This is a genomic window from Longispora fulva, assembly GCF_015751905.1.
GTDB lineage: Bacteria > Actinomycetota > Actinomycetes > Mycobacteriales > Micromonosporaceae > Longispora > Longispora fulva.
In genome coordinates, this window is record NZ_JADOUF010000001.1 from 1,872,029 (window position 1) to 1,893,999 (window position 21,971).

At 73.3% G+C, this 21,971-nt stretch carries 22 protein-coding genes; 14 read left to right on the forward strand and 8 right to left on the reverse strand.

Going from position 1 to position 21,971, the window contains the following annotated elements; translation table 11 throughout:
• Nucleotides 1-60: 60 nt before the first annotated feature.
• The 5 genes from rfbB to IW245_RS08270 form a co-directional block, all read right to left on the reverse strand.
• On the reverse strand, nt 61-1,050 hold the full coding sequence (rfbB, locus tag IW245_RS08250; protein WP_197002588.1) for a dTDP-glucose 4,6-dehydratase: 990 nt from the start codon (nt 1,048-1,050) through the stop codon (nt 61-63).
• Nucleotides 1,051-1,058: 8 nt separating this feature from the next.
• Nucleotides 1,059-1,814, reverse strand: coding sequence for a GntR family transcriptional regulator (locus IW245_RS08255; RefSeq protein WP_197002589.1), 756 nt, complete (start codon nt 1,812-1,814; stop codon nt 1,059-1,061).
• Nucleotides 1,815-1,868: 54 nt separating this feature from the next.
• Nucleotides 1,869-3,440: a phosphonate degradation HD-domain oxygenase gene (locus IW245_RS08260; RefSeq protein WP_197002590.1), complete on the reverse strand. Its 1,572-nt coding sequence runs from the start codon at nt 3,438-3,440 to the stop codon at nt 1,869-1,871.
• Nucleotides 3,440-4,165, reverse strand: a complete 726-nt coding sequence (locus IW245_RS08265) for a GntR family transcriptional regulator (protein WP_197002591.1) — start codon at nt 4,163-4,165, stop codon at nt 3,440-3,442. The genes IW245_RS08260 and IW245_RS08265 overlap by 1 nt, the downstream gene beginning before the upstream one ends.
• Before the next feature lie 102 nt (nt 4,166-4,267).
• Nucleotides 4,268-4,969 carry a TetR/AcrR family transcriptional regulator gene (locus tag IW245_RS08270; protein WP_197002592.1) on the reverse strand — a complete coding sequence of 234 codons (702 nt, stop codon included), beginning with the start codon at nt 4,967-4,969 and terminating at the stop codon, nt 4,268-4,270.
• Nucleotides 4,970-5,074: 105 nt separating this feature from the next.
• On the opposite strand from IW245_RS08270, the gene IW245_RS08275 reads away from it, so the two are divergent.
• From IW245_RS08275 to IW245_RS08320, 10 genes are all read left to right on the forward strand, one after another.
• Entirely contained in the window at nt 5,075-5,962 is an 888-nt protein-coding gene (locus tag IW245_RS08275; protein WP_197002593.1) for an NAD-dependent epimerase/dehydratase family protein, read from the forward strand.
• A gap of 55 nt (nt 5,963-6,017) precedes the next feature.
• Nucleotides 6,018-6,959 carry a threonine/serine dehydratase gene (locus tag IW245_RS08280; protein WP_197002594.1) on the forward strand — a complete coding sequence of 314 codons (942 nt, stop codon included), beginning with the start codon at nt 6,018-6,020 and terminating at the stop codon, nt 6,957-6,959.
• Nucleotides 6,960-7,119: 160 nt separating this feature from the next.
• Complete coding sequence (locus IW245_RS08285; RefSeq protein ID WP_197002595.1) at nt 7,120-8,148, forward strand: hypothetical protein; 1,029 nt, start codon at nt 7,120-7,122, stop codon at nt 8,146-8,148.
• An 8-nt stretch (nt 8,149-8,156) separates the two neighbouring features.
• Nucleotides 8,157-9,755: a substrate-binding and vWA domain-containing protein gene (locus IW245_RS08290; protein ID WP_197002596.1), complete on the forward strand. Its 1,599-nt coding sequence runs from the start codon at nt 8,157-8,159 to the stop codon at nt 9,753-9,755.
• On the forward strand, nt 9,742-10,299 hold the full coding sequence (locus IW245_RS08295; RefSeq protein ID WP_197002597.1) for a hypothetical protein: 558 nt from the start codon (nt 9,742-9,744) through the stop codon (nt 10,297-10,299). Before IW245_RS08290 ends, IW245_RS08295 begins: the two co-directional genes overlap by 14 nt.
• 42 nt (nt 10,300-10,341) lie before the next feature.
• On the forward strand, nt 10,342-11,709 hold the full coding sequence (locus IW245_RS08300; protein ID WP_197002598.1) for a type I glutamate--ammonia ligase: 1,368 nt from the start codon (nt 10,342-10,344) through the stop codon (nt 11,707-11,709).
• Nucleotides 11,697-12,743 (forward strand): amidohydrolase family protein, encoded by a 1,047-nt coding sequence (locus tag IW245_RS08305; protein ID WP_197002599.1) that lies wholly within the window; start codon nt 11,697-11,699, stop codon nt 12,741-12,743. The genes IW245_RS08300 and IW245_RS08305 overlap by 13 nt, the downstream gene beginning before the upstream one ends.
• Nucleotides 12,744-12,832: 89 nt before the next feature.
• Nucleotides 12,833-13,402 (forward strand): hypothetical protein, encoded by a 570-nt coding sequence (locus IW245_RS08310; protein WP_197002600.1) that lies wholly within the window; start codon nt 12,833-12,835, stop codon nt 13,400-13,402.
• Between the two features lie 434 nt (nt 13,403-13,836).
• On the forward strand, nt 13,837-14,463 hold the full coding sequence (locus tag IW245_RS08315) for a carbonic anhydrase (RefSeq protein ID WP_197002601.1): 627 nt from the start codon (nt 13,837-13,839) through the stop codon (nt 14,461-14,463).
• 127 nt (nt 14,464-14,590) lie between these two features.
• Nucleotides 14,591-15,118: a GNAT family N-acetyltransferase gene (locus IW245_RS08320; RefSeq protein WP_197002602.1), complete on the forward strand. Its 528-nt coding sequence runs from the start codon at nt 14,591-14,593 to the stop codon at nt 15,116-15,118.
• A gap of 47 nt (nt 15,119-15,165) precedes the next feature.
• On the opposite strand, the gene IW245_RS08325 is transcribed toward IW245_RS08320, so the two are convergent.
• Nucleotides 15,166-15,342 (reverse strand): hypothetical protein, encoded by a 177-nt coding sequence (locus tag IW245_RS08325; protein WP_197002603.1) that lies wholly within the window; start codon nt 15,340-15,342, stop codon nt 15,166-15,168.
• Nucleotides 15,343-15,528: 186 nt separating this feature from the next.
• Here IW245_RS08325 and IW245_RS08330 point away from each other — a divergent pair, with 186 nt between their 5' ends.
• Together IW245_RS08330 and IW245_RS08335 are read left to right on the forward strand one after the other, a co-directional pair.
• Entirely contained in the window at nt 15,529-15,678 is a 150-nt protein-coding gene (locus IW245_RS08330; RefSeq protein WP_197002604.1) for a hypothetical protein, read from the forward strand.
• Nucleotides 15,679-15,870: 192 nt separating this feature from the next.
• Nucleotides 15,871-16,998, forward strand: coding sequence for a geranylgeranyl reductase family protein (locus tag IW245_RS08335; protein ID WP_197002605.1), 1,128 nt, complete (start codon nt 15,871-15,873; stop codon nt 16,996-16,998).
• Nucleotides 16,999-17,135: 137 nt separating this feature from the next.
• Here IW245_RS08335 and IW245_RS08340 read toward each other — a convergent pair whose 3' ends face one another.
• Together IW245_RS08340 and IW245_RS08345 are read right to left on the reverse strand one after the other, a co-directional pair.
• Entirely contained in the window at nt 17,136-17,918 is a 783-nt protein-coding gene (locus tag IW245_RS08340) for a DUF2785 domain-containing protein (protein WP_197002606.1), read from the reverse strand.
• Nucleotides 17,919-17,948: 30 nt separating this feature from the next.
• A complete protein-coding gene (locus IW245_RS08345) occupies nt 17,949-18,992 on the reverse strand; it encodes a winged helix DNA-binding domain-containing protein (RefSeq protein ID WP_197002607.1) in 1,044 nt (347 codons plus the stop codon).
• 192 nt (nt 18,993-19,184) lie between these two features.
• Here IW245_RS08345 and IW245_RS40415 point away from each other — a divergent pair, with 192 nt between their 5' ends.
• Both IW245_RS40415 and IW245_RS08355 read left to right on the forward strand, forming a co-directional pair.
• Nucleotides 19,185-20,714: a peroxidase family protein gene (locus IW245_RS40415; protein WP_197002608.1), complete on the forward strand. Its 1,530-nt coding sequence runs from the start codon at nt 19,185-19,187 to the stop codon at nt 20,712-20,714.
• Between the two features lie 88 nt (nt 20,715-20,802).
• Nucleotides 20,803-21,960, forward strand: a complete 1,158-nt coding sequence (locus IW245_RS08355) for a winged helix DNA-binding domain-containing protein (protein WP_197002609.1) — start codon at nt 20,803-20,805, stop codon at nt 21,958-21,960.
• The last annotated feature ends 11 nt before the right edge of the window (nt 21,961-21,971 follow it).

The window sequence follows — 21,971 nt, forward strand, 5'->3', positions numbered from 1 at the left end:
TTGCCCCCTCCGTCGGCCGCCCCGGACTGTAGACGGCCGGGGCGGCCGGGGGCGAGCGGGTTACGTCCAGGCGTTCTCGTTCACGGCCGCGCGGTCGAGGAGGGGCCGCCACCAGGCCTGGTTCTCCGCGTACCAGGTCACCGTGTCGGCCAGGCCGCTGTCGAAGTCCACGGCCGGCGCCCAGCCCAGCTCGGTGCGCAGCCGGCTGGAGTCCAGCAGGTAGCGGCGGTCGTGGCCGGGCCGGTCGGGCACCGTCTCCACCTGGGTGCGGGGCAGGCCGAGCTGGTCGAGGATCCGGGTGGCCAGGTCGGCCACGCTGGCCTCCACCCCGGAGCCGATGTTGTACGTCTCCCCCACTCGCCCGTCGGCGAGCACCCGGTCGATCGCCGAGCAGTGGTCGTCCACGTGCAGCCATTCGCGGCGGTTGGCGCTGGACGCATACACCGGCAGGGGCAGGCCCGACAGTGCCCGGCTGACGAACAGGGGGATGACCTTCTCCGGGAACTGGTACGGGCCGTAGTTGTTCGCGCAGTTGGAGATGGTCACGGGCAGGCCGAACGTCTCGTGGTAGGCGCGCACCGCGTGGTCGGCCCCGGCCTTGCTGGCGTTGTAGGGGGTGCGCGGACGGTACGGCGATTCCTCCGTGAAAGCGCCGGGGTCGTCGAGGGCCAGGTCGCCGTACACCTCGCAGGTGGAGACGTGGTGGAACCTGGCCACGCCGACCCGCCGGCAGGCCTCGAGGAGGCGCTGGGTGCCGAGCACGTTGGTGCGGAAGAACAGCTCCGGGTCGAGGACGGCGAGGCTGTTGTGCGACTCGGCGGCGAAGTTGACCACCACGTCGATCCGGTGCTCGCGGAGCAGGGCCTCCACGACGGGCAGGTCGCCGATGTCGGCGTGCGCGAAGGTCAGAGCCGGGTCGAGGTTGGCGGCGTTGCCGGCGTAGGTGAGGGCGTCGAGGGCGAGGATGTGGTCGGCGGGGTGGGTGCTGGCCCAGTACCGGGTGAAGTTGGTGCCGATGAAGCCGGCCGCGCCGGTGATCAGGATGTTCATGTCCGTCCTTACGCGATGGGTGTCATGCCGGGTGGGTCGGTGGCCGCCGTGCCCGGCCAGCCACGGAACTCCACGTCGAGGCGGAACCGGTGGCCCAGGTAGCGGTGTTCGGACAGTGCGAGGGGCCGGGAGTCGGCCAGCAGCGCCAGCCGGCGGACCAGGAGCACCGGGGTGCCCTCGGCGACGTCGAGGAGCGGCGCCACGGTGGCGCTGGCGGCGGTCGCGGCGATGCTCTGCCGGACGACGTCGATGTCGTGGCCGTTGCGGCGCAGGGTCTCCCATACGCCCGGGTCCTCGGCGTCGGCCCGGCTGACCGGGGCGGCGAATTCGAGGGGCACCCACTCGGTGACGACGTCGAGCGGGTGCGAGCCGGCGAACCGCACGGCCTGCACCCGCAGGGTCTCCACCTGCCCGAGCAGCCGGGCCACGTCCGCCGGGGCCGGGCGGTACTCGTAGCCGGAGACCCGGCGGATGAGGGGCACGCCGGCCTCGGACACCGCCGAGCCGGCGTGCTGGAAGCTGCCGAGCGCGATGGACTGGCCGAACGAGGCCCCGGAGATGACGAACCAGCCGGAGCCCCGCCGGGCCGCGATCAGCCCCTCGTCGCGGAGCTGTTCGAGGGCCCGGCGGACGGTGACCCGGCTGACGTCGTGCCGGCGGCCGAGTTCGGCCTCGCTCTCCAGGCCACCGGAGGCGGCGTAGTCGCCGAGGGAGATGCGTTCGCGCAGCTCGGCGGCGAGCCGGAGGAACCGTGGACCTGTCATGGATTTGTATCGTACAGGTGGCGTCAGATATCGCAAGACCACCATGCAGGTGTACTAGTAGCGCAGCACCCGCTCCAGTACCGGGCGGAAGTGGGCGAAGTCCCTGGTCAGGGCCTCCGGGTCCTTCGCCTCGTCGTCCCACCGGCGCAGCGCCACGGCCGCCATCGCGTGCGGCCCCGCCTCGAACTCGGCGACCTCCCCGGCGGACATCGGCCCGCCCTGCACGCCGAGGGTGTACACCGAGGCCTCGGACAGCCGGCCGAGATACTCCGGCTGCACCGCGCACAGGTACCGCTTCGCCGCGACGTGCAGCCGGACCGGCTCCGTGACGGCCGGCGGGAACCACCGGGCCAGCCAGTCCGCGCCGGTGTGGCTGTGCCGGTTGTCCGTGCCGGCCATCAGGTCCGCGCCGCTCACCTCGCCGGTGAAGTGCCCGACGTCGTGCAGCAGGGCCGCTGCGATCAGGGCGTCGGAGGCGCCGGCGGCCTCGGCGAGGGTCGCGGCCTGGATCATGTGGACGGCCTGGGTGACGGCCTCGCCCAGGTAGTCGGCGGCCCCGGCCCCGGCGAACAGGTCGGCCAGGGTGTCCAGGGGCGCGCGGCGGCGCAGGACGGCCAGGTCGCTGGCCACCGCGTCCAGGTCGGCGTAGCAGCCCTGCAGGTGCCGGGCGCCGCTCTCCGTGAACGCCGTGCGCGCGTGCAGCATCCGGGTGTTGTCGAAGACCAGGCAGTCGCCGGGTACGAGCCGGAAGTCCAGCCTGCCGGCGGGGCGCGCCAGGATCGCGGCGAACGCCCGGTACGCGGCGTAGAAGGCGACGAGCTCGTCGTGCGGGGCGCGCGGCGGTCGGGCCGAGCGGTTGTTGAACCGCACCTCCCGGATCCGGCCGCGCGGGTCGAGCCCGATCAGGGGACGGCTGGCGGTCAGCTCGGTGTCGGGGTCGGCGTACCGGAAGGTGACCGGGGTGCCGGCCAGGACCGAGAACGCCGCGGGGTCCTCGGTTCGGAGCAGGGCCGCCGCCGCGAAGCCGTCGACCAGCCCGGAGTCCCCACCGGTCGAGCCGTTGACCAGGCAGTGCAACAGCTGGACGGTGGGCACCGGGTCGCGGTACGGGTTGTCGGTGTGCGGGGCGATCGCCAGGCCCGTGAACGCGAGGTTGTGCGGGTTCTCCTCGACCCGGACCTCGAAGAGGGTGCCGTAGTTGGTCTCCCGGACGTACCCGAAGCCGCGCGCGACGTCGAGGACCTTCCGGTCGGCGGTGGGCACGTCGCGGAGCAGCACGAACCCGCGCAGCATGAGGGCGTCGAGCGCCGCGGTGCGGTCGGCCTGGAAATCGGCCCACGCGACCTCCGTGATCCGCAGGTCGAACTCCTTGCCGTCCTCGGTGCGGTCGTCGGGGGCTGGCGGGGCGAGCAGCCGGTCGCGGGCGTAGGTCGACACGTGCCCGTCGGGGGCGAAGGTGACGGTCACCGTGGTCCCGTCGTCGTGCGAGTCGGCCACGGCCAGGTCGGCGGGCAGGTCGGTGACGCCGAACAGTTTCTGGCCGCTGCGCGGGTCGGCGCACTCGGGGCAGCCGCAGTGGTCGCGGAGCCAGACGGCGGGGAGGGCGTGGCCGTCGAGGTACAACATCAGGATTTCTGCCTTTCGAGAACGCTGGCGGAGACGGAGTTGCGGATGGTGACGGCGACGGCGTCGCCCAGGTAGCGGTCCTCTGACCATTCGAGGGGTCGGCCGTCGGGGTCGGTGGCGCGGCGGCGTTCGCGGAGCAGCGGGGTGCCGGGGGCCGTGCCGAGCAGGTCGGCGTCCTCGTCGTCGGCGGGCACCGCGTCGAGGGTGTGTTCGGCGTGCGCGAAGACGATGCCGAGTTCCTCGAGGCGCTCGCAGATCGACTCGGTGTCGGTGTCGATGCCGGCGACCAGCGCGCCGATCCGTTCGACGTAGGCGGTGCGCTCGATCATCACCGGCCGGCCGGACAGCAGCCGGACCCGGGTCAGGTGGTAGATCCGGTCCTCGCCGAGCGCCTCGCGCTCCCCCGGGCTGGCCTCGCGGCGGACGAGGGCGACCTTGCGGCCGGCCGGCACCTCGCCGAGCGAGCGGGCCCACAGCGAGAAGCTGCGCAGTTCGGCGAAGCTCTGTACCCGGGGGGCCGCGAGCACGATCCGGCGGGCGCCCTGCTGGGAGGCGATCAGGCCGTCGGCGCGGAGCAGGGCGAACGTCTGGCGGACCGTGCCCCGGGACACGGCGTAGCGCTCGGCGAGTTCGCTCTCCGAGGGGAGCTTGGAACCCGGTGGGAAGGTGCCGTCGGTGATCGCGGCCCGGATCTCGGCCGCGAGGTCGCGGAATCTGGCTGACATGGCAGCCATGTTTCAACTTGGCTGACCAAGTTGCAAGGGGTATCGCGCGGAGTTCATCCGAGGTTCACTCCCGCCGGTGTGCTTCACCCTCCCCGGTGCGGTTCACCGCAGGCCGGTGTAGGCCGCCATCGCGCGCACCTGGTGGTCGAACCACGCGTCCCGCTCGAGGATCGTGTTGTTGAGCCGGCCGAACAGTTCGAAGCTCAGCGCGCCGAACAGTTCGGTCCACGCGATCAGGCCGCGCACCATCGCGTCCTGCGGCACGTCCACCGCCGCGGTGAACTCCGCGATCCGGCGCACCTCCGCGGCGAGGGCCGCCGGCAGCGGCGGATCGCCCCGGTCGATCAGCAGGCCGGCGCGCCCGGCGTCGGCGAGGATCCCGCCGAGCAGCACGACGGGCCGGGTGGACGGCTCGACGGTGTCCTGCGGGGCCGCGTACCCGGGGACCGGGCTGCCGTAGATCAGCGCGTACTCCTCCGGGTGGGCCAGGACCCAGCCGCGCAACCCGTGCGCGACGGCCAGCCACCGGCCGAGCAGGTCGCCCCGGGGCACCGCGGCCTCGGCGCGCTCGGCCGCGTCGCCCAGCGCGTTGTAAGCGTCGAGGATCAGCGCGGTGAGCAGGTCGTCGCGGCTGGCGAAGTACCGGTAGACGGCGGAGGACACCATGCCCAGGTCGCGGGCCACGGCGCGCAGCGACAGGTTCGCGCCGTCAGCGGCGAGGTGCCGGCGGGCCACGTGCTTGATCTCGTCGACCATCTCGGCGCGGACCCGGGCCCGCAGCGAGGCCGCCTTCTGCTCTGCCATGCGGGCAGTATGTCAGAGCAGTGCTCTTGACAGCGAGCACCGGACCGAGAGAGCATGACTCTTATCAGAGAGCACTGCTCTCATATTGGGACGAGGAGCACCACGATGCACGTCATCATCGGCGCGGGCGCGGTCGGCAGCACGGTCGCGACCCAGCTGGCCGCGCGCGGCGAACAGGTCCGGATCCTCAGCCGGCGCGGCTCGGGCCCCGAGCACCCGGCGATCGAACGGGTCGCCGCCGACGCCACCGACGCCTCCCGGCTCAGCGCGCTGTCGGCCGGGGCCGTGGCGCTCTACAACTGCGCGAGCCCGGAGTACCACCGTTGGCTCACCGACTGGCCGCCGATCGCCACCGCGATCCTCACCGCCGCCGAGCGCACCGGCGCCGTGCTCGCCACGACCAGCAATCTCTACGGGTACGGACCGGTCACCGGCCCGATCACCCCGGCCACCACCCTGGCCGCCACCCACCCGAAGCTGCGCCTGCGCGCCCAGATGTGGCGGGACGCCCTCGCCCTGCACCAGGCCGGCCGGATCCGCGCCACCGAGGTCCGGGGCAGCGACTACATCGAGGCAAACTCGATCTTCTCGTACGTCGCCCGGCCGGTCCGGGCCGGCAAACGCGCCCAGGTGCCGACCCCCCTCGACGTGCCGCACAGCTGGACGTCGATCGCCGACGTCGCGCGGACCCTGATCGCTGCGGCCGGCGACGAGCGCGCCTGGGGGCAGGGCTGGCTCGTGCCGACCCACGCGCCCATGACGGTGCGGGAGCTGACCACCCGGTTCGCGAAGGTGATCGGCGCGCCGGAGCCGAGGTTGCGCCAGCTGCCCTGGCCGGTGCTGTGGACGATGGGGCTGTTCTCGCCGGTCATCCGGGAACTGCGGGCGACCCGGTACCAGTTCGTGCGGCCCTTCGTCATCGACTCGGACCTGACCGAACGCACGTTCGGACTGAGCCCCACAGACCTGGATGACGCGCTGCTGGTCGCATGACCTGGCCGGGCGCGTAGCGTACGAAGTAGTCGATCACGCGCCCTGAGGAGCCAGGATGATCAGCCGTTCCGATGTCGAGGCCGCCGCCGCCCGGATCGCCGGCCGGGTGCGGACCACGCCCGTCGCCCGGGTCGAGCCGGGCGCGTTCGGTGCGACCCCGGATCTGTGGCTGAAGCTGGAGTTCCTCCAGCACACCGGCTCGTTCAAGGCCAGGGGCGCGTTCAACCGGATCCTCGAGGCTGCCGAGGCGGGGGCGTTGCCGGCTGCGGGCGTCGTGGCCGCGTCCGGGGGCAACGCGGGGCTGGCCGTGGCGTACGCGGCGGCGAGCGTGGGCGTGCCGGCCATGGTGTACGTGCCCACCACCGCCCCCCAGGTGAAGGTCGCCAAGCTGCACAAGCTCGGCGCGACGGTCCGCCAGGTCGGCGCGGAGTACGCCGAGGCCTACGCGGCGGCCGTCGCGCACGCGGAGTGGGCCGGTGCCCTGTTCTGCCACGCATACGACCAGCCGGAGATCTGCGCCGGGCAGGGCACCCTCGGCCTGGAGTTGCTCGACCAGCTCGGCGGCGAACTCGACACGGTTCTGGTCGCGGTCGGAGGCGGCGGCCTGTTCGCCGGGGTGGCCGGGGCGCTGGACGGGCACGCCCGGGTGGTGGCCGTGGAGCCCGAGGGCATTCCGACGCTGCACGAGGCCCTGGCCGCCGGCCGGCCGGTCGACATCGCGGTCGGCGGCGTCGCCGTGGACTCCCTCGGGGCGCGCAGGATCGGGGACATCGCCTTCGACGTGGCCACCCGGACGAAGGCCACCAGCCTGCTGGTCTCCGACCAGGCGATCGTCGACGCGCGCCGGCTGCTGTGGGACCGGTGCCGGGTGGCCGTCGAGCACGGCACGGCCGCGGCGCTGGCGGCACTGACGACCGGCGGGTACGTGCCGGCCGACGGCGAGCGGGTCGCGGTGCTGCTCTGCGGGGCGAACACGGACCCGTCCGACCTGGCCTGACGCGTGCACCCGGCGGTGCCGACGCGCGCCGGTCCGGGGACCACCGTAATCGGAGAATGTTTCTCGTTCTTCGTGCCGTGGCCGGTTCACCCGGCGTTCACGGACCGGACACTATGGAGCCCCATCCTGTCGTCATGACATCTACGGGGATGGCGGTACCGTGCGGCGTGCTCTGAGTGTGCTGCTGGCGGTGGTGCTGGTCGGCGGCGTGGTGGCCGCGGTGCTCCTGGGCCGCGACGACGACAGTGGGGCCGGCCCCGGATCCACGACGACCGTGCACGGGGTGATCGGTTCGGAGAAGCTGCCGTTCTTCACCGATCCCGACGTGGTGGTCGCGTTCGCCCGGCACGGGCTGACGGTGAAGGTCGACCCGCTGGGTTCGCGGGAGATGACGACCAGGGACCCGAAGACCTACGACTTCGCGTTCCCGTCCAGCGCGCCCACGGCCGAGCGGATCGAACGCCAACTCGGCACCAGCCGGCACTACACGCCCTTCTCCTCACCCCTCGCCGTGGCCACGTTCGCGCCGGTCGCCGAACTGCTGGCCACCCAGCGGCTGGCCGCCAAGGGCGCCGACGGGCACTGGACCCTGGACATGAAGGCCTACGTCGAGGCGGCGGGCCACGGGTTGCGCTGGGGCGACATCCCCAACAGCTCGGCGGTCGCCCTGCCGTCCCGGCACGTGCTGATCACGACCACGACGCCCCGCGCGTCGAACTCGGCGGCCATGTACGCCGCCGTCGCCGGCTACCTCGCCAACAACGAACGCGTCCTCGGCGACGAGACCCAGGCCAAGGCCGTCCTCGACCGGGTCGCGCCGCTGTTCCGCGACCAGGGCTACCTGGAGACGTCCAGCGAGTACCCGTTCGAGAGCTACCTGTCGCAGGGCATGGGCTACTCGCCGCTGGTCTGGATCTACGAGGCCCAGTTCCTCGGCGCGAAGGTCAAGCCCGACATGGCCCTGCTGTACCCGTCGCCGACGGTGCTCTCCCAGCACACGGTCGTGCCGCGCACCGACGCCGGCGACAAGGTCGGCGACCTGCTCGTCAACGATCCGGAGCTGCGGAAACTGGCCGCCAGGCACGGGTTCCGCACCCCCGACACGGGCACGCTGCCGGCGCTGACCCAGACCGTGCCGCCGCCGTCGTACGACGTGCTGGAGGCCCTCCTCGACGCGCTGCAACACTGAGGACACCGATGCGACGCACCCTGACCGCGACCCTGCTGACCGCGGCGCTGCTGCTGGCCGGCTGCACCGACAACCACCCGGTCGCGCCCGACGACGCCCACAAGGCCCCCGGCGGCACCCTGCGGGTCCTGGCCGGCAGCGAGCTGGCCGACCTGGAGCCGATCCTCGCCGACATGACCAGGACGACCGGGGTGAAGATCGAACTCGACTACACCGGCACCCTCGACGGCGTCGAGCAGGTCACCACCGGCACGGCCGGCAAGAACCACCAGGCGGTGTGGTTCTCCGCCAACCGGTACCTGGAACTGCACCCGGACGCCGGATCCCGGATCGGCACCCAGACGAAGGTGATGAGTTCCCCCGTCGTCCTCGGGCTCAAGCAGTCGGTGGCGAAGTCGCTGGGCTGGGACACGAAGCGGCCCTCGTGGAGCGAGGTCGCCGACGCCGCCGCCGCGCGGAGGTTCAGCTACGGCATGACCAACCCGGCCGCGTCCAACTCCGGATTCTCCGCCCTCGTCGCGCTGGCCACCGCGCTGACCGGTAAGGGCACGGCGCTCACCGCCGAGCAGGTCGGGCAGGTGACGCCGAGGCTGCGGCAGTTCTTCGAGGCACAGTCGCTCACGTCGGGATCCTCGGGCTGGCTCGCGGACACGTTCATGCGCAAGGGCGGCGTGGACGGCCTGGTCAACTACGAGTCGGTGCTGCTGTCGCTGAACGCCGGCGGCAAGCTCGCCGAACCGCTCACCGTGGTGTACCCGACGGACGGGGTCGTCACGGCCGACTACCCGCTGACCCTGCTCGCCGGGGCCGACCCGGCGGTGAAGGACCGCTACCAGGCCGTGGTGGACTACCTGCGCCGGCCGGAGACCCAGAAGGCCCTGATGGAGCGCACCTTCCGCCGGCCGGCGGTGCCCGGGGTGGGCATGAATGAGAAGTTCGGCGGCAGCACACTGTTCGAGCTGCCGTTCCCGGTGAAGCTGGACACCGCCGACGCGCTGATCGACGCGTACAACAACGTCGCCCGGCGGCCGTCCACCACCATCTACGTGCTGGACCTGTCCGGTTCGATGAACGACGACAACCGGCTCACCGGACTCAAGGCCGCACTGCTGGGCCTCACCGGGGCCGACACCAGCCTCTCGGGGCGGTTCTCCGGCTTCCACCAGCGCGAACAGGTGACGCTGCTGCCGTTCTCCAGCGCGCCCATGGCACCGCGGACGTTCACCGTGCCGCCGGACACCCCCGGGCCGGTCCTCGACCAGATCAAGGGCACGGTGAACGGCTTCACCGCCAACGGGTCGACCGCGATCTACGACGCGTTGCGGGAGGCCTACAAGCTGGCCGCCGAGGCCGATCCCGGCCGGGTGACCACGATCGTGCTGCTCACCGACGGGGAGGTGACGGCGGGGGCGAGCCTGAAGGACTTCACCGGGCGGTACCAGAACCTGCCGCCCGGCACGAAGGCCGTGCCGGTGTTCCCGGTGCTGTTCGGCGAGAGCGCCGTCGACGAGATGAAGCAGCTCGCCGCGCTGACCGGCGGACGGACCTTCGACGGCAGGACCGGCACCCTGTCGGCGGTGTTCAAGGAGATCCGTGGGTATCAGTAGGTACCTGCAGTCGACCCGCAACCTGGTCGGCTCGGGCCTCGGCCTCCTCGCGCTGGGCCTGCACGCCCTGTCCCTGGCCGGCCGGTACTGGCCCCTGGTCGTCGCCGGCTCCTACCTCGCCGGGGCCCTGTCCACCCCGCCGGACCGTCGGGTGGCGCTCCGCGAGCCGGAGCCGGCCGAGGAGCTGCGGACCAGTCTCACCCGGCTCACCACCACCGTCGGGCAGCACGAGGTGCGGCTGCCGCTCAGCGCCCTGGAACACGTCCGGCGCACGGTCGCGATGCTCGACGAGCTGCTCAAGGTGCCGGTGGACCTGGCGGCGAACCCGGAGAACTGGTTCACGGTGCACACCGTGATCGGCGTCGAGCTGCCGACGGCGGTGCTGACGTTCCTGAACCAGCCGCGCTGGCACTCCGCGCTCCCCGGGGTCCGGCCCGGGGAGATGACGCTGATCGACGAGCTGGAGGCGATCGAGACGAAGGTGGCGGCGGTCTCCGACGCGGTGTACGAGGTGTCGGTGCGGCGGGCCGCCAACGAACTCTGACCGGGGTGCCACACCGTCCGTTTCGCCTGGAATGATGGCACCGTGGACAGAGAAGAAGCACGAGTCAGGGGCGCGCGGGCCGCAGCGGAATTGTCCGCACGCGACATCCGCGCCGTCGCGGTGACCTGGGTGGACAACGCCGGGGTGACCCGGGTCAAGGGGGTGCCGACCGGCCGGCTCGCCCAGGCCGCGGCGTGGGGCGTGGGGGCCTCCCCGGTGTTCGACGTGTTCCTGGTCGACGACTCCACCACGACCAGCGCGCACGTCGGCGGCCCGGTCGGCGACCTGCGGCTGCACCCGGACCTCGACCAGCTCACCCCGCTCGCGGCGCAGCCGGGCTGGGCGTGGGCGCCGGCCGACAAGTGGACCCAGGAGGGCGTGGCCTCCCCGACCTGCCAGCGCGGGTTCGCCCGCCGGGCGGTCGAGCGGGCCGCGGCCGCCGGTCTCACGTTCAGCATGGCCTTCGAGGTGGAGTGGTTCGTCGGCGCGCCCGACGGCACGCCGGCCTGCGCCGGCTCCGCCTACGGGATGAACCGGCTGGTCGCCGTCTCCGACTACCTCACGGACCTGCTCGAAACCCTCGACCATCAGGGGGTACCGGTGGAGCAGCTGCACCCCGAGTACGCCGCCGGCCAGTTCGAGCTGTCCGTCGCCCCCGCCGACCCGGTGGCCGCCGCCGACCTGATGGTCCTCGTCCGCCAGACCATCCGGGCGGTGTCGGCGCGGCACGGCTTCGGGGCGTCGTTCGCGCCCGTCGTGGTGCCCGACCGGGTGGGCAACGGCGCGCACCTGCACTTCTCGGCGCACGCCGACGGGGTGAACCTGTTCGCCGGCGGCCCCGGGCCGCACGGGATGACCGCGCGCGGGGAGGGCCTGCTGGCGGCCGTGCTGTCCCGGGTGCCGGCCCTCGTCGCGATCGGCGCGCCCAGTGTGTCCAGTCACCTGCGGTTGGTGCCGCAGCGGTGGGCGGGGGCGTACCAGTGCTGGGGGCTGGAGAACCGGGAGGCGGTGCTGCGGTTCGTGACCGGGCCCGTCGGGGCGCGCGACACCGCGGCGAACGCGGAGCTCAAGTGCGTGGACGGGTCGGCGAACCCGTATCTGGTGGTGGGGGCCGTGATCGCGGCGGCGCTGGGTGCCGGGGCCGCAGGTGCGGGTGCCGGTGGTGGCGCGGCCGGTGGGGTGCTGCCCCAGGAGGTGACCGTGGATCCGGCGACCCTCGCCGCGCCGCCGCCCAGGCTGCCCGAGTCCGTGGCCGCGGCCCTCGACGCGCTCGACGCCGACGACGCGCTCCCGGCCGCCCTCGGCCCCGAGCTGTACGCGGCCTACGTCGCCGTGCACCGCGCCGAGGCGGAGCTCTTCGACGGCTGGGCACGCGCGGAGATCGCGGAGGCGGTCCGGTGGACGTACTGATCGACGGGCACTGCCACTCCGTCCTCGCCGACGACGACGTCGACCTGGGCCGGTGGGCCACCGAGGCCGCGCACAGCACCCTCGACGGCGCCCTCGGGCTGGCGCTGCGCCGGTGGTGCGCGCCGGTGGTCGACCTGGAGCCGCACGTACCCGTCGAGGTCTACGCCGCCCGGCGGCGTGAACTCGGCGCGGCGGAGGTGAACCGGCGGATGCTGGCCGCCGCCCGGCTCGACACGCTGCTCGTCGACACCGGACTGGACGCCCCGGGCCTGGTGCCCATGAGCGAACTCGCCCGGGTCCGGGAGGTCGTCCGGCTCGAACACGTCGCCGAGCACGCGACCGGGGACTGGGCCGAGGCGTTGCACGCGGCGACCCGGGGCGCGGTGGCGGTGAAGTCCATCGCCGCGTACCGGTGCGGGCTCGATCTGGATCCGCGCCGCCCCACCGCGGCCGAGGTGCGCCGCGCGCTGGCCGGGCGCTCGGGCAGGCTGGCGGATCCGGTGCTGCACCGGCATCTGCTGTGGCTGGCCGTGGACCTCGGGCTGCCGATCCAGCTGCACACCGGGTTCGGCGACTCCGACGTGCCCCTGGCGCGCGCCGACCCCGCGCTGCTCCAGCCCTGGCTGGTGGCCGTCGAGCCGTACGGCGTGCCGGTGGTCCTGCTGCACTGCTACCCGTTCCACCGGCAGGCAGGCTGGCTGGCCCAGGTGTTCGAGCACGTCTACGTCGACGTCGGCCTGACCGTGGCGCAGACCGGCACCCGGGCGACGGCCGTGCTGGGCGAGTTCTGCGAGCTGACCCCGTTCGACCGGCTGCTGTTCTCCACGGACGCGTTCGGCCTCGCCGAGCTGTACCTGGTCGGGGCGGCGCAGTTCCGGCACTCGTGGCGGATCCTGGTCGACGGCTGGCTGGCCGACGGGGCGCTGTCCCCCGCCGACGCGGCCGCGATCGGCGACCGGGTCGGGGCGGGCAACGCGCGACGGCTCTACCGCCTGGGGCAACCCGACCCGCCGGTCGGCCGCGTGAATGAATAGTACCGATTATGCGGTTTCTCCAATTTTGATATGTCGGAAATTCAATACTGTGCCCTGACCCTAATTTCGGGGGGATCAGGGAGGAAGACATGCGAAAGACACTCACAGCCATCCTCGGCGCGGCACTGTTCGCGCTGACGTTCGCGCCGACGGCGGCCTTCGCCGAACCCGTGGCCGGCCCGCACTGTGCGGTCCAGCTCACCGCGGCCGGCCCCGTCCAGCACTGTTTCCCGACGTTCCGACAGGCGATCGCCTTCGGCACCAACGGGGCGGTCGCCGACGCACCCGACGAGCACGCGGCAGCCACGGACCCGGCGTTCGCCGCGAAGGTGCAGAGCCCCGTGGCCCGCCAGGTGTTCACACTGATCGGCGTGGAGTACGACGCCGCCAACTACACCGGCAACACGTTCTCCGTGTTCCGCGCCGCCGCGTGCACCGGGCCGACCACCGACGTCGACAAGCAGGTCAGCGACCTGGACGTGATCGGCTGGAACGACAAGGTGTCCTCGTTCGCCACGTACAACAACTGCCTGGCCGACCACTTCTTCCTGGCGGACTTCCAGAGCGTGCACACCGGCTACCTGTCCTCGCGGGCGACGATGCCCATCGTCAACGGCACCAACATGAACGACAACGCCCGCTCCATCCGGTGGAGCTGACCGTCCCCGGTGGACTGTGCCCTGTGCCGGGAGCCACCCGTCGCGGGGCACAGACGCACAATCCGTCCGATCCCGCCCGGACCGGCCTGACACGATGGCTCCGGAGCGGAGTTCAAGGAAGTAACCGCCCTGTGCGGCGGCGAACACGTCCGGTCCGCCGGCACCACCGCGGCCGCCCCGGGCCCAGCCCCCGGGGCGGCCACCGCCCCCGCATACCCGGACCCGGGCCGCTCGCGCGTTCGGGGCCCGGGACCGCATTCAGGATCCGGACCGGCACCACGCTCACGCTTTCCGGGCCCCAGACCGCATTCGGGGTCACGGGCCGGCACTTTCGGGACCTGGGAGGGGGACCGCTCTCGATATTCGGGCCCCGGCGGGGCGGCGCAGACACTACGCTGCGGGGGACGACATCGGCCCGCCCCGAGGAGTGACCGATGGTGGAGACGGACCAGCCCTGGCCATCGACCCCGGCCGACGCGCTGCGGCTGCTGTTGGAGGGCAACCAACGTTTCGTCGACGGGGAGCGGCTGCACCCGCACCAGGACGCCGACCACCGCACCGCCCTCGCCCCCGGCCAGCGACCTTTCGCCGTCCTGTTCGGCTGCTCGGACTCCCGGCTCGCCGCCGAGATCATCTTCGACCGGGGCCTGGGCGACCTGTTCGTGGTCCGCACCGCCGGGCACGTGGTGGGCCCCGAGGTCCTGGGCAGCATCGAGTACGGCGTCGCCATTCTCGACGCCCCCCTGGTCGCGGTCCTCGGCCACGACTCGTGTGGGGCGATCGCCGCCACCCTCGACGCGCTCCGCGACGGCAAGACCCCTGGCGGGTTCATCCGCGACGTTGTCGAACGGGTGATGCTGAGCGTGGTGACCGTGCACGAGGAGGCCATGGCGGACTCGGAGGCCGCCGTCGAGGAGCACGTCCGGTACACGGTGGAGATGCTCACCCAGCGGTCCACGGTGATCGCCGAACGCCTGGCCCAGGGCCGGGTCGGCGTGATCGGGCTGTCCTACCGGCTCGCGGAGGGCAGCGTGCGGCGGGTCGCGGGCCACGGCGTGTGACATCGCCCGTCACGGCGTGCGCTGTCGCCTGCCGCGGCTGGACGGGATCGCATGCCACGGCGGGTGGGCCGGGCCTCCGGCGGCCGGAGGGGCAGCCGGGCGGGGCGCGCGCAGGTACCGTTCCGGCATGGCATCCGCTGACTTCGCCGGCCCCCGCGTGACCTTCCGCGAGTGGACCCCCGACCTCCTCCCCGCCTTCATGGCCATCGCCACCCACCCGCTGGTCGTGGAGACCCTCCGCGACGACGAGCAGCCCACCGCCGAGGCCATCGAGCAGTCGCTCGACCTGTGGCGGACGACCACGCCCCGCAACCGGTACGAGTTCGCGATCATGGTCGGCGGCCAGGCGGTCGGCACCTGCGGCCTGGCCCGGGTGGGCATCCCCGGCCGCCACGCCCAGCTCGGCTACGCGCTGCACCCCGACCACTGGGGACGCGGGCTGGCCACCGAGGCCGCGGCGCTGCTGCTCGACTTCGGCTTCGGCGAACTCGGGCTGCACAGGATCGAGGCGGACACCGTCGGCCTACCGGCGTCGGACCGGGTGCTGGAGAAGATCGGCATGCGCCGCGAGGGCGTGTCCCGGCGGAGTGCCTGGGTGCGGGGCGCATGGCACGACCAGAACAATTTCGCGGTACTGGCCGGGGACGCCCGGTAGCCGACGCGGATTGGTCGTCGTCCGGCCAGGGCGGTGGGTCGCCGGACTCACTGGCCCGGGCGGCCCACGTCCTCCGTGTCGTCCGTCCCGTCGTCGGGCAACCACCGCCGGTCGGTGAACTCGTCGGCGTCGTCGAGTTCGCCCGGGTCGGGGTCGAGGACCGGCACCCGGATACGGCCGCCCTCGGCCACCCCGTCGGGTTCGAGATCGAAGTACGCGGCCATGGTGACCTCCCCGCTTGTCCCATAGATAGATTGCCCCTTTTGTTCATTATGTGTTAGGCATTCTCGCCGCCAACTTTCGGGCATACCACCCAGAACATCCCACGATTGCCCTTCTCGGGTGGCCAGACCGGCCATCGCCCCGGTCGGCGCCGGGTAAGTGTCGTACCCGTCGATGAGACTGGTCGGGTGTCAGACGTCGCCGCGCGTTACACCACCCCGCCCGACTTCGAGGACATGGGCCGGCCCGACGTCAACTTCGCGCCGGAGCGCGAGGCGCCGGCCGGGGCGTCCGCAGCGGATCTGCTGGCCGCCTACCTGGGCAGGGAGGTCCACTAACGACCCACCTCTCCGAAAACCTCCCGCTGGCGGGCGGCCACGCCGGTGTGCCCGGGCCAATTGGGCACGGACTGTTCCGTGGTGCCCCACCGGGATCCCTGCCCCGTCCGGCACCTGTCGGGGCCGGGTGGGCACGGACTCGGCTTCGTCGTGTGCCCCGCTGGGGTGTCCGGGCCGCGTAGGCTCGGGCGGGTGGAGAGCTTCGACGTCGCGGTGGTCGGTGCCGGGCCCGCCGGTTCCACAGCGGCGCTCGCCGCCCGGCGCGGCGGGGCGGACGTCGTCCTCCTCGACCGGTCGGACTTCCCGCGCGACAAGCCGTGCGGCGACGGCCTGGCCCCCGAGGTGTTCGACGTGCTGGCGGCACTGGGCGTCGGGGACGCCGCTGCCGGGTACCCTGCGGTGCCGACGCTGCGTCTCGTGTCCCCTGGGGGCGAGGTGGTCGCCCGTGCGCTGCACGCCGGCACCCGCACCATCCCCCGCCAGGTGTTCGACCACAGGCTCGTCGCGGCGGCCGTCGACGCCGGGGTCCGGTTCCGCCGGCACCGGGTCCGGTCGGTCGAGCAGCTCGGCGACCGGGTCGTGATCGACGGGACGTTCACCGCCCGGGTCGTGGTCGGCGCCGACGGGGCGGGTTCCGTGGTGCGCCAGGCGCTCGGACACCCCGGCAACCCGCCCGGCCACGTGGCGCTCGCGATCCGGGGCTACGCTCCCGCGCCGGCAGGCCCGCCCGAGCAGCGGATCGTGACCATCCCCGGGCGCTGGCCGGCGTACGCGTGGTCGTTCCCGATCGGGGACGGGCGGGCGAACGTGGGCTACGGCGAGCTGTTGCGCGGTGAGGCGCTGACCCGGGGGTACCTGTTGGCGCAGCTCGGAGCCCTGCTGCCCGACCTCGAGCTGGACGCCGCCACCGACTGGCGCGGCCACCACCTGCCGCTGTCGACCCGCCGGCCGGCCCCGGGCCGTGGTCGGCTGGTGCTGGCCGGCGACGCGCTGTCCCTGATCAACCCGTTCACCGGCGAGGGCATCTACTACGCCGTCGTGTCGGGCACCCTGGCCGGGGCGGCGGCCGCCGGTGCGGTCTCGGCCACGGGCGGGGCGGACGTGGCGGACCGGTACCGCCGGGCCCTCACCCGCCGGCTCGGCGGCCATCTGCGGCACACGGCCGTCGCGGCCCGGCTCGGCCGCTGGCCCCGGCTGGCGGACGCGGCCGTGCGGGCCGCCAGGGACGACCAGCGGGTGTTCGACACGCTGCTCGCGGTGGGGCTGGCCGACGGCCGCCTGACCCCGGCGGCCCTGTGGCGGATCGCCCGCCGCCTCTGACCGACGGCTCGGCGCGGTGCGGCCCCGGGCGGGTGCCGACACGGTCCGGGCCGCCCGCCGGCCTCAGCCAGCCAACGGTGCGACCACCGCCCAGGTCCCAGCGATCCCGTTCGACCCCCACGGACCGCCCGCCGGCCTCAGCCAGCGAACGGTGCGACGACCGCCAGGGTCGCGGCGAGCGCTTCCAGCACCGCCTCGCGGTGCGCGACCCGCACCGGAGCCCCGTTCCGTTCGGCCCGCACCCCTCGGTCGACCAGCACGTACAACGCCCGCAGGGTGCGCATCGCGTTCGAGGCGTGGGCCGGCGGCGGGCCGGGCTTCCCCGCGCGGAAGTCGGCCGCGACCGGTTCCAGCCACGCCCCGGCCCCGTCGGCGGTGAGCTCCGGGTGGGTCAGCGTCACCGCGACGGCGTGCGCCAGCCGGTCGTCCTCCTGGTCGCGCCAGACCAGCGCCGCCGGCGCGATCAGGCGGCGGGCCGCCACGTCGAGCATCCGGGTCGGTTCGGTGCGGCCGTACACGCCGAGCAGGTCCGCGCCGTGCGCGACCGCGTGCAGCCAGCCGAGGTCGGGGTCGTGTCCGCGCAGGTCCTCCTCCGCCGGGTACCAGCGCTCGAACGCCGTCACCCACGCCGGGGCCGCGCCCCGCCGGTCGACGATCCAGGCCAGCACCAGGGGCGCGAAGGTCCTGGCCTGCACCTCCGGGTGGTCGAACCGGGCGGCCATCGCGTCGCCGAGTGCCGGGAGCTCCGCGTCGAGGACGCCCCGCCTGATCCAGGTGCCCAGCACCCGGTACGGCGCGCCGTCGCGGATCAGCGGGTCCGGATCGGCGAGCGCGGCGCTCAGCTCGGCGGTCAGTGCGGTGAGGTCCCGGTCCCCGGGGACGGCGTAGTCGGATTCGACGATCTTGTTCCAGTCGGTCACAGGGTCACGGTAGTGACGACCGCAAGTGGTTTACCCGACGAGATCGACCGGGGTGCCGACGAACGCCGCGTACCGGTAGACGGCGTCGCGGAGGGCCCGGTGCGCGGGGGCGGCCAGCGTGCGGCGCACCGTGGCCTCCACGGTCTTCCCCGCCGGCCGCCAGTACCCGACGAGCTGGCCGTCGAGCAGGATCGCGTGCGGCAGCGTCGGTGTGCCGTCCGCCTCGCCGCCGAGCACGTCGCGGCTCTCGCTGTAGGACATCACCACCTCGTCGTAGCACTGCACGAGGTCCACCCGCGGTGATGGCGGCGGCGTGCCCCGCGAGCCCGGTGCGTACCGGTAGATCCGCCCGTCGAGGGTTTCGTCGACCAGGGCCGACCCGACCATCTCCAGGCCGGCCCGGCACTCGGCGACGGTCAGGCTCGACCAGCGCGCGAAGTCCTTGACCGTCGCCGGGCCCCGGCTGGTGAAGTATCTCCGGGTCAGCTCGGCCAGTGCCGCGTCGCGGTCGACGGGCGGGCCGGGCGGCACCCGCTCGTCGAACAGCGCGTAGGTGTGCTGGCGGCCCCTGCGCGCGCCGCTGCAGATCACGGCGTCCAGCTCGGCGCGCATCAGGATGTACCCCATCCGCAGGCCGGCGGCGACGATCCCCTCCCCGGCCAGGAACGCGGCGAGTTCCTGGCGGGTCAGGTGGTTACCGCCGGCCAGCACGCCGGCCAGCAGCGCGTTCGTCCGCGCGAACACGGCGTCGTCGAGTTCGGTCCTGCGGTAGTAGTAGGCGTTGAGGGCGTGCACCCGGGGCGCGGTCAGGGCAAGGAGCCACCGCAGGTCCGCCGGAAGGGCGAAGTGCCAGGTCGGGCGGAGCAGATGGGTACGAAGGATCTCCCCTGCGTCGTACGCCGCGTCCATCGCCGCGGCCGTGACCCCCGTGCACCGTTGGGCCACCGACCAGCGCGCGACGGCGAACTCCTGGGCCTGCATCGCGGCCAGCCCGGCGACGACCTCGGCGGGGGTGGCCCGCGGGTCGCCCCAGAGCCGCTGGTTGTGCATCCGCCAGGCCGCGATCACGTGCACCGGACCTCCCAGATGTCCATGTCTCGTCCCACACCATTGACCCTACGGCCGCCACGGGCCGGTACCGGGAGAAACGGACGCGCACGTGTCCAACCGACGAATTCTGTCCGACCCGGCCGGATTCGGATAACACTTCCGCGCTGGCACCGATACACGAGAGTCCGAAGTAGACGCTCACGTATGGAGAGCCTTGTGACCGAAGACAACGCAGTACCCCGCAGAGGGTTCCTGGCCGGGGTCGGGGCCGGCGCCGCCGGCCTCGCCCTGTCCGGCCACGGCACCGCCTACGCCGCCCCGGCGTCCGGCGGCGCCCCCGACACCACGTTCAGCCGGATGTTCCCGTCCCTGCCGGCGTTCGGGGCCAACACGAACGCGATGCAGGCCGCGCTCCTCGACATCGGCAGGCGTGGAGGCCCGCTCGACGCCGCGGACGACCTGGCGGCCGGGCCGGTCGCGCTGATCACCGACCCCGCCAAGAGCCTGAACAACCCGGACAACCCCACGCACACGGCCGGGACGACGTTCCTCGGCCAGTTCCTCGACCACGACATGACCTTCGACGCCGCGTCCCGGCTCGGGGTCGCCACCGACCCGGCGACCAGCCCCAACGGCCGGGTGCCCCTGTTCGACCTCGACTCCGTGTACGGCGGCGGCCCCGTCACCACGCCGATGTTCTACGACCCGGCCGACCGGGCGAAGTTCCTCGTCGAGTCCGGCGGCCTGTTCGAGGACCTGCCCCGGGGCTCCGGCGGCGCGGCGATCATCGCGGAGCCCCGCAATGACGAGAACATGGTCATCTCGGGGCTGCACGCGGCGTTCCTGCTGTTCCACAACCGGGTCGTCGACTGGCTCCGCGACCGGCCCGAGCCGCCGGAGGAGGTGTTCGCCGCCGCGCGCCGGCTCGTCACCCGGCACTACCACTGGATCATCCTGAAGGAGTTCCTGCCCCAGATCGTGGGCCAGGCCGTCGTCGACCGGATCCTCACGGCCGGACGGCAGTTCTACAAGCCGAACCACGCGGGGATGCCGGTGGAGTTCCAGGGCGCGGCGTACCGGTTCGGGCACAGCATGGTCCGGCCGTCCTACCGGGCCAACCTCGCCGGCGACCAGGGGCAGCCGTTCTTCGGGTTCGTGTTCGACCCGGCCGGCGAGGGCCAGGCCGACCCGGTGGACCTGCGCGGCGGGACCCGGGCCGCGCGGCGGTTCATCGGCTGGCAGACGTTCTTCGACTTCAACGACGGCCAGGTCAAGCGGAACAAGCGGATCGACACCCGGATCTCCACCCCGCTGTTCACCCTGCCGCTCGGCATCATCCCCGGCCACACCTCGCCGACGTCCCTCGCCCAGCGCAACCTGCTGCGGCACCTGACCTGGTCCATGCCGTCCGGGCAGGCGATCGCCGCGTACATGGGCACGCCGGTCCTGGGTGACGCTGCCTTCCCGGAGCTGACGGCCTACAACCTGAAACTGCAGAAGAACACTCCCTTGTGGTACTACGTCCTCCGCGAGGCCCAGCTCCAGCAGGACGGCCTGCGCCTCGGCGCGGTCGGCGGCACGATCGTCGCCGAGGTGTTCCTCGGGCTCCTGGAGCTGGACCCGTCGTCGTGGCTGAACCAGCGGCCGGACTGGCGGCCCACGCTGCCCAGTCGGGTGGCCGGGGACTTCCGGATGGTGGACCTGCTGACCTTCGCCGGGGTCGACCCGGCCAGCCGGGGCCAGTAGCGCGGACCGGGGCGGTCGGCCCGCGGCCGCCCCTCCGCCGGACCCGCACCGCGTGTTAGCGTGAGTGGATCATGGACTGGGAGGTCGGATGGCCACGCCCCGCGTCACCCCGCAGCAGCGCCAGGCCCGCCTCGGACGCCGGCACCTGCTCGCCGCCCGCGCCGACACCCCCGAGGACGTCACGGCCGCGATCGTCGCCCTGCACGGCACCGACGCGGCCACCGTGCACCTGTCCGCGTGCGCCCGCCTCACCACCCCCGACCCGGCCCTCCTCGAGGACGCCCTGTACGAGCGGCGCAGCCTCGTCCGGATGACCGGCATGCGCCGCACCATGTTCGTCGTCGACGCCGGACTGGCCCCCGTCGTGCACGCCTCCACGACCGTGGCCCTCGCCGCCACCGAGCGCCGCCGCCTCCTCCAGACGCTGCACGAGGCGCGCGGCTGGGACGAGCAGTGGCTGGTCTCCGTCGAGAACGGGGTCCTGGCCTCCCTCGCGGCGCGCGGCCAGGCCACCGCCGCGGAACTCGCCGCCGACGAGCCCCGCCTACGGGAGAAGATCGTCGTCTCGCCCGGCAAGTCCTACGAGGCCACGGTCACGATCTCCAGCCGGATCCTGTACCACCTGGCGATGCGCGACAGAATCGTCCGGGGCCGCCCGACCGGCGCGTGGACCGCGAGCCAGTACCGGTGGCGGCTCGCCGGGCCGCTCCCCGAGCTGCCGGCCGCCGAGGCCCGCCGCGACCTGGTGCACCGCTGGCTGCGCGCGTTCGGGCCGGGCACGGAGGCGGACCTGAAGTGGTGGACCGGCTGGACGCTCGGCCATGTCCGCGCGGCGCTCGGCGCTGTCGGGGCCGTGCCGGTGACCCTGGACGAGGGCACCGGGTATGTGCTGCCCGACGACGTCGGACCCGACGCCGCACCCGCCCCGTGGGCCGCGCTGCTCCCCGCGCTGGACCCGACCCCGATGGGCTGGCAGCTCCGCGACTTCTACCTCGATCCGGACCACCGGCCGGCCCTGTTCGACCGGAGCGGCAACATCGGCCCGACCGTGTGGTGGAACGGCCGGATCGTCGGCGGTTGGGCGCAGCGCCCGGACGGCGAGCTGCGCTGGCGGCTGCTCGCCGACCCCGGGGCCGCGGCCCGGGCGGCGATCGAGGTGGAGGCCGCCCGGCTGAGCGGCTGGCTCGGCGACGTCCGGGTCACGCCGAGCTTCCGCACCCCGCTGGAACGCGAACTGTCCGCCTGACCGCCGCCAGC

Coding starts and splice junctions, on each gene's coding strand:
- IW245_RS08280 (WP_197002594.1), top strand. CDS start 6,018: ATGATCAGCCGTTCCGATGTCGAGGCCGCCGCCGCCCGGATCGCCGGC.
- IW245_RS08355 (WP_197002609.1), top strand. CDS start 20,803: ATGGCCACGCCCCGCGTCACCCCGCAGCAGCGCCAGGCCCGCCTCGGA.
- IW245_RS08315 (WP_197002601.1), top strand. CDS start 13,837: ATGGTGGAGACGGACCAGCCCTGGCCATCGACCCCGGCCGACGCGCTG.
- IW245_RS08290 (WP_197002596.1), top strand. CDS start 8,157: ATGCGACGCACCCTGACCGCGACCCTGCTGACCGCGGCGCTGCTGCTG.
- IW245_RS08270 (WP_197002592.1), bottom strand. CDS start 4,969: ATGGCAGAGCAGAAGGCGGCCTCGCTGCGGGCCCGGGTCCGCGCCGAG.
- IW245_RS08255 (WP_197002589.1), bottom strand. CDS start 1,814: ATGACAGGTCCACGGTTCCTCCGGCTCGCCGCCGAGCTGCGCGAACGC.
- IW245_RS08265 (WP_197002591.1), bottom strand. CDS start 4,165: ATGTCAGCCAGATTCCGCGACCTCGCGGCCGAGATCCGGGCCGCGATC.
- IW245_RS08310 (WP_197002600.1), top strand. CDS start 12,833: ATGCGAAAGACACTCACAGCCATCCTCGGCGCGGCACTGTTCGCGCTG.
- IW245_RS08325 (WP_197002603.1), bottom strand. CDS start 15,342: ATGGCCGCGTACTTCGATCTCGAACCCGACGGGGTGGCCGAGGGCGGC.
- IW245_RS08275 (WP_197002593.1), top strand. CDS start 5,075: ATGCACGTCATCATCGGCGCGGGCGCGGTCGGCAGCACGGTCGCGACC.
- IW245_RS08260 (WP_197002590.1), bottom strand. CDS start 3,440: ATGTTGTACCTCGACGGCCACGCCCTCCCCGCCGTCTGGCTCCGCGAC.
- IW245_RS08320 (WP_197002602.1), top strand. CDS start 14,591: ATGGCATCCGCTGACTTCGCCGGCCCCCGCGTGACCTTCCGCGAGTGG.
- rfbB (WP_197002588.1), bottom strand. CDS start 1,050: ATGAACATCCTGATCACCGGCGCGGCCGGCTTCATCGGCACCAACTTC.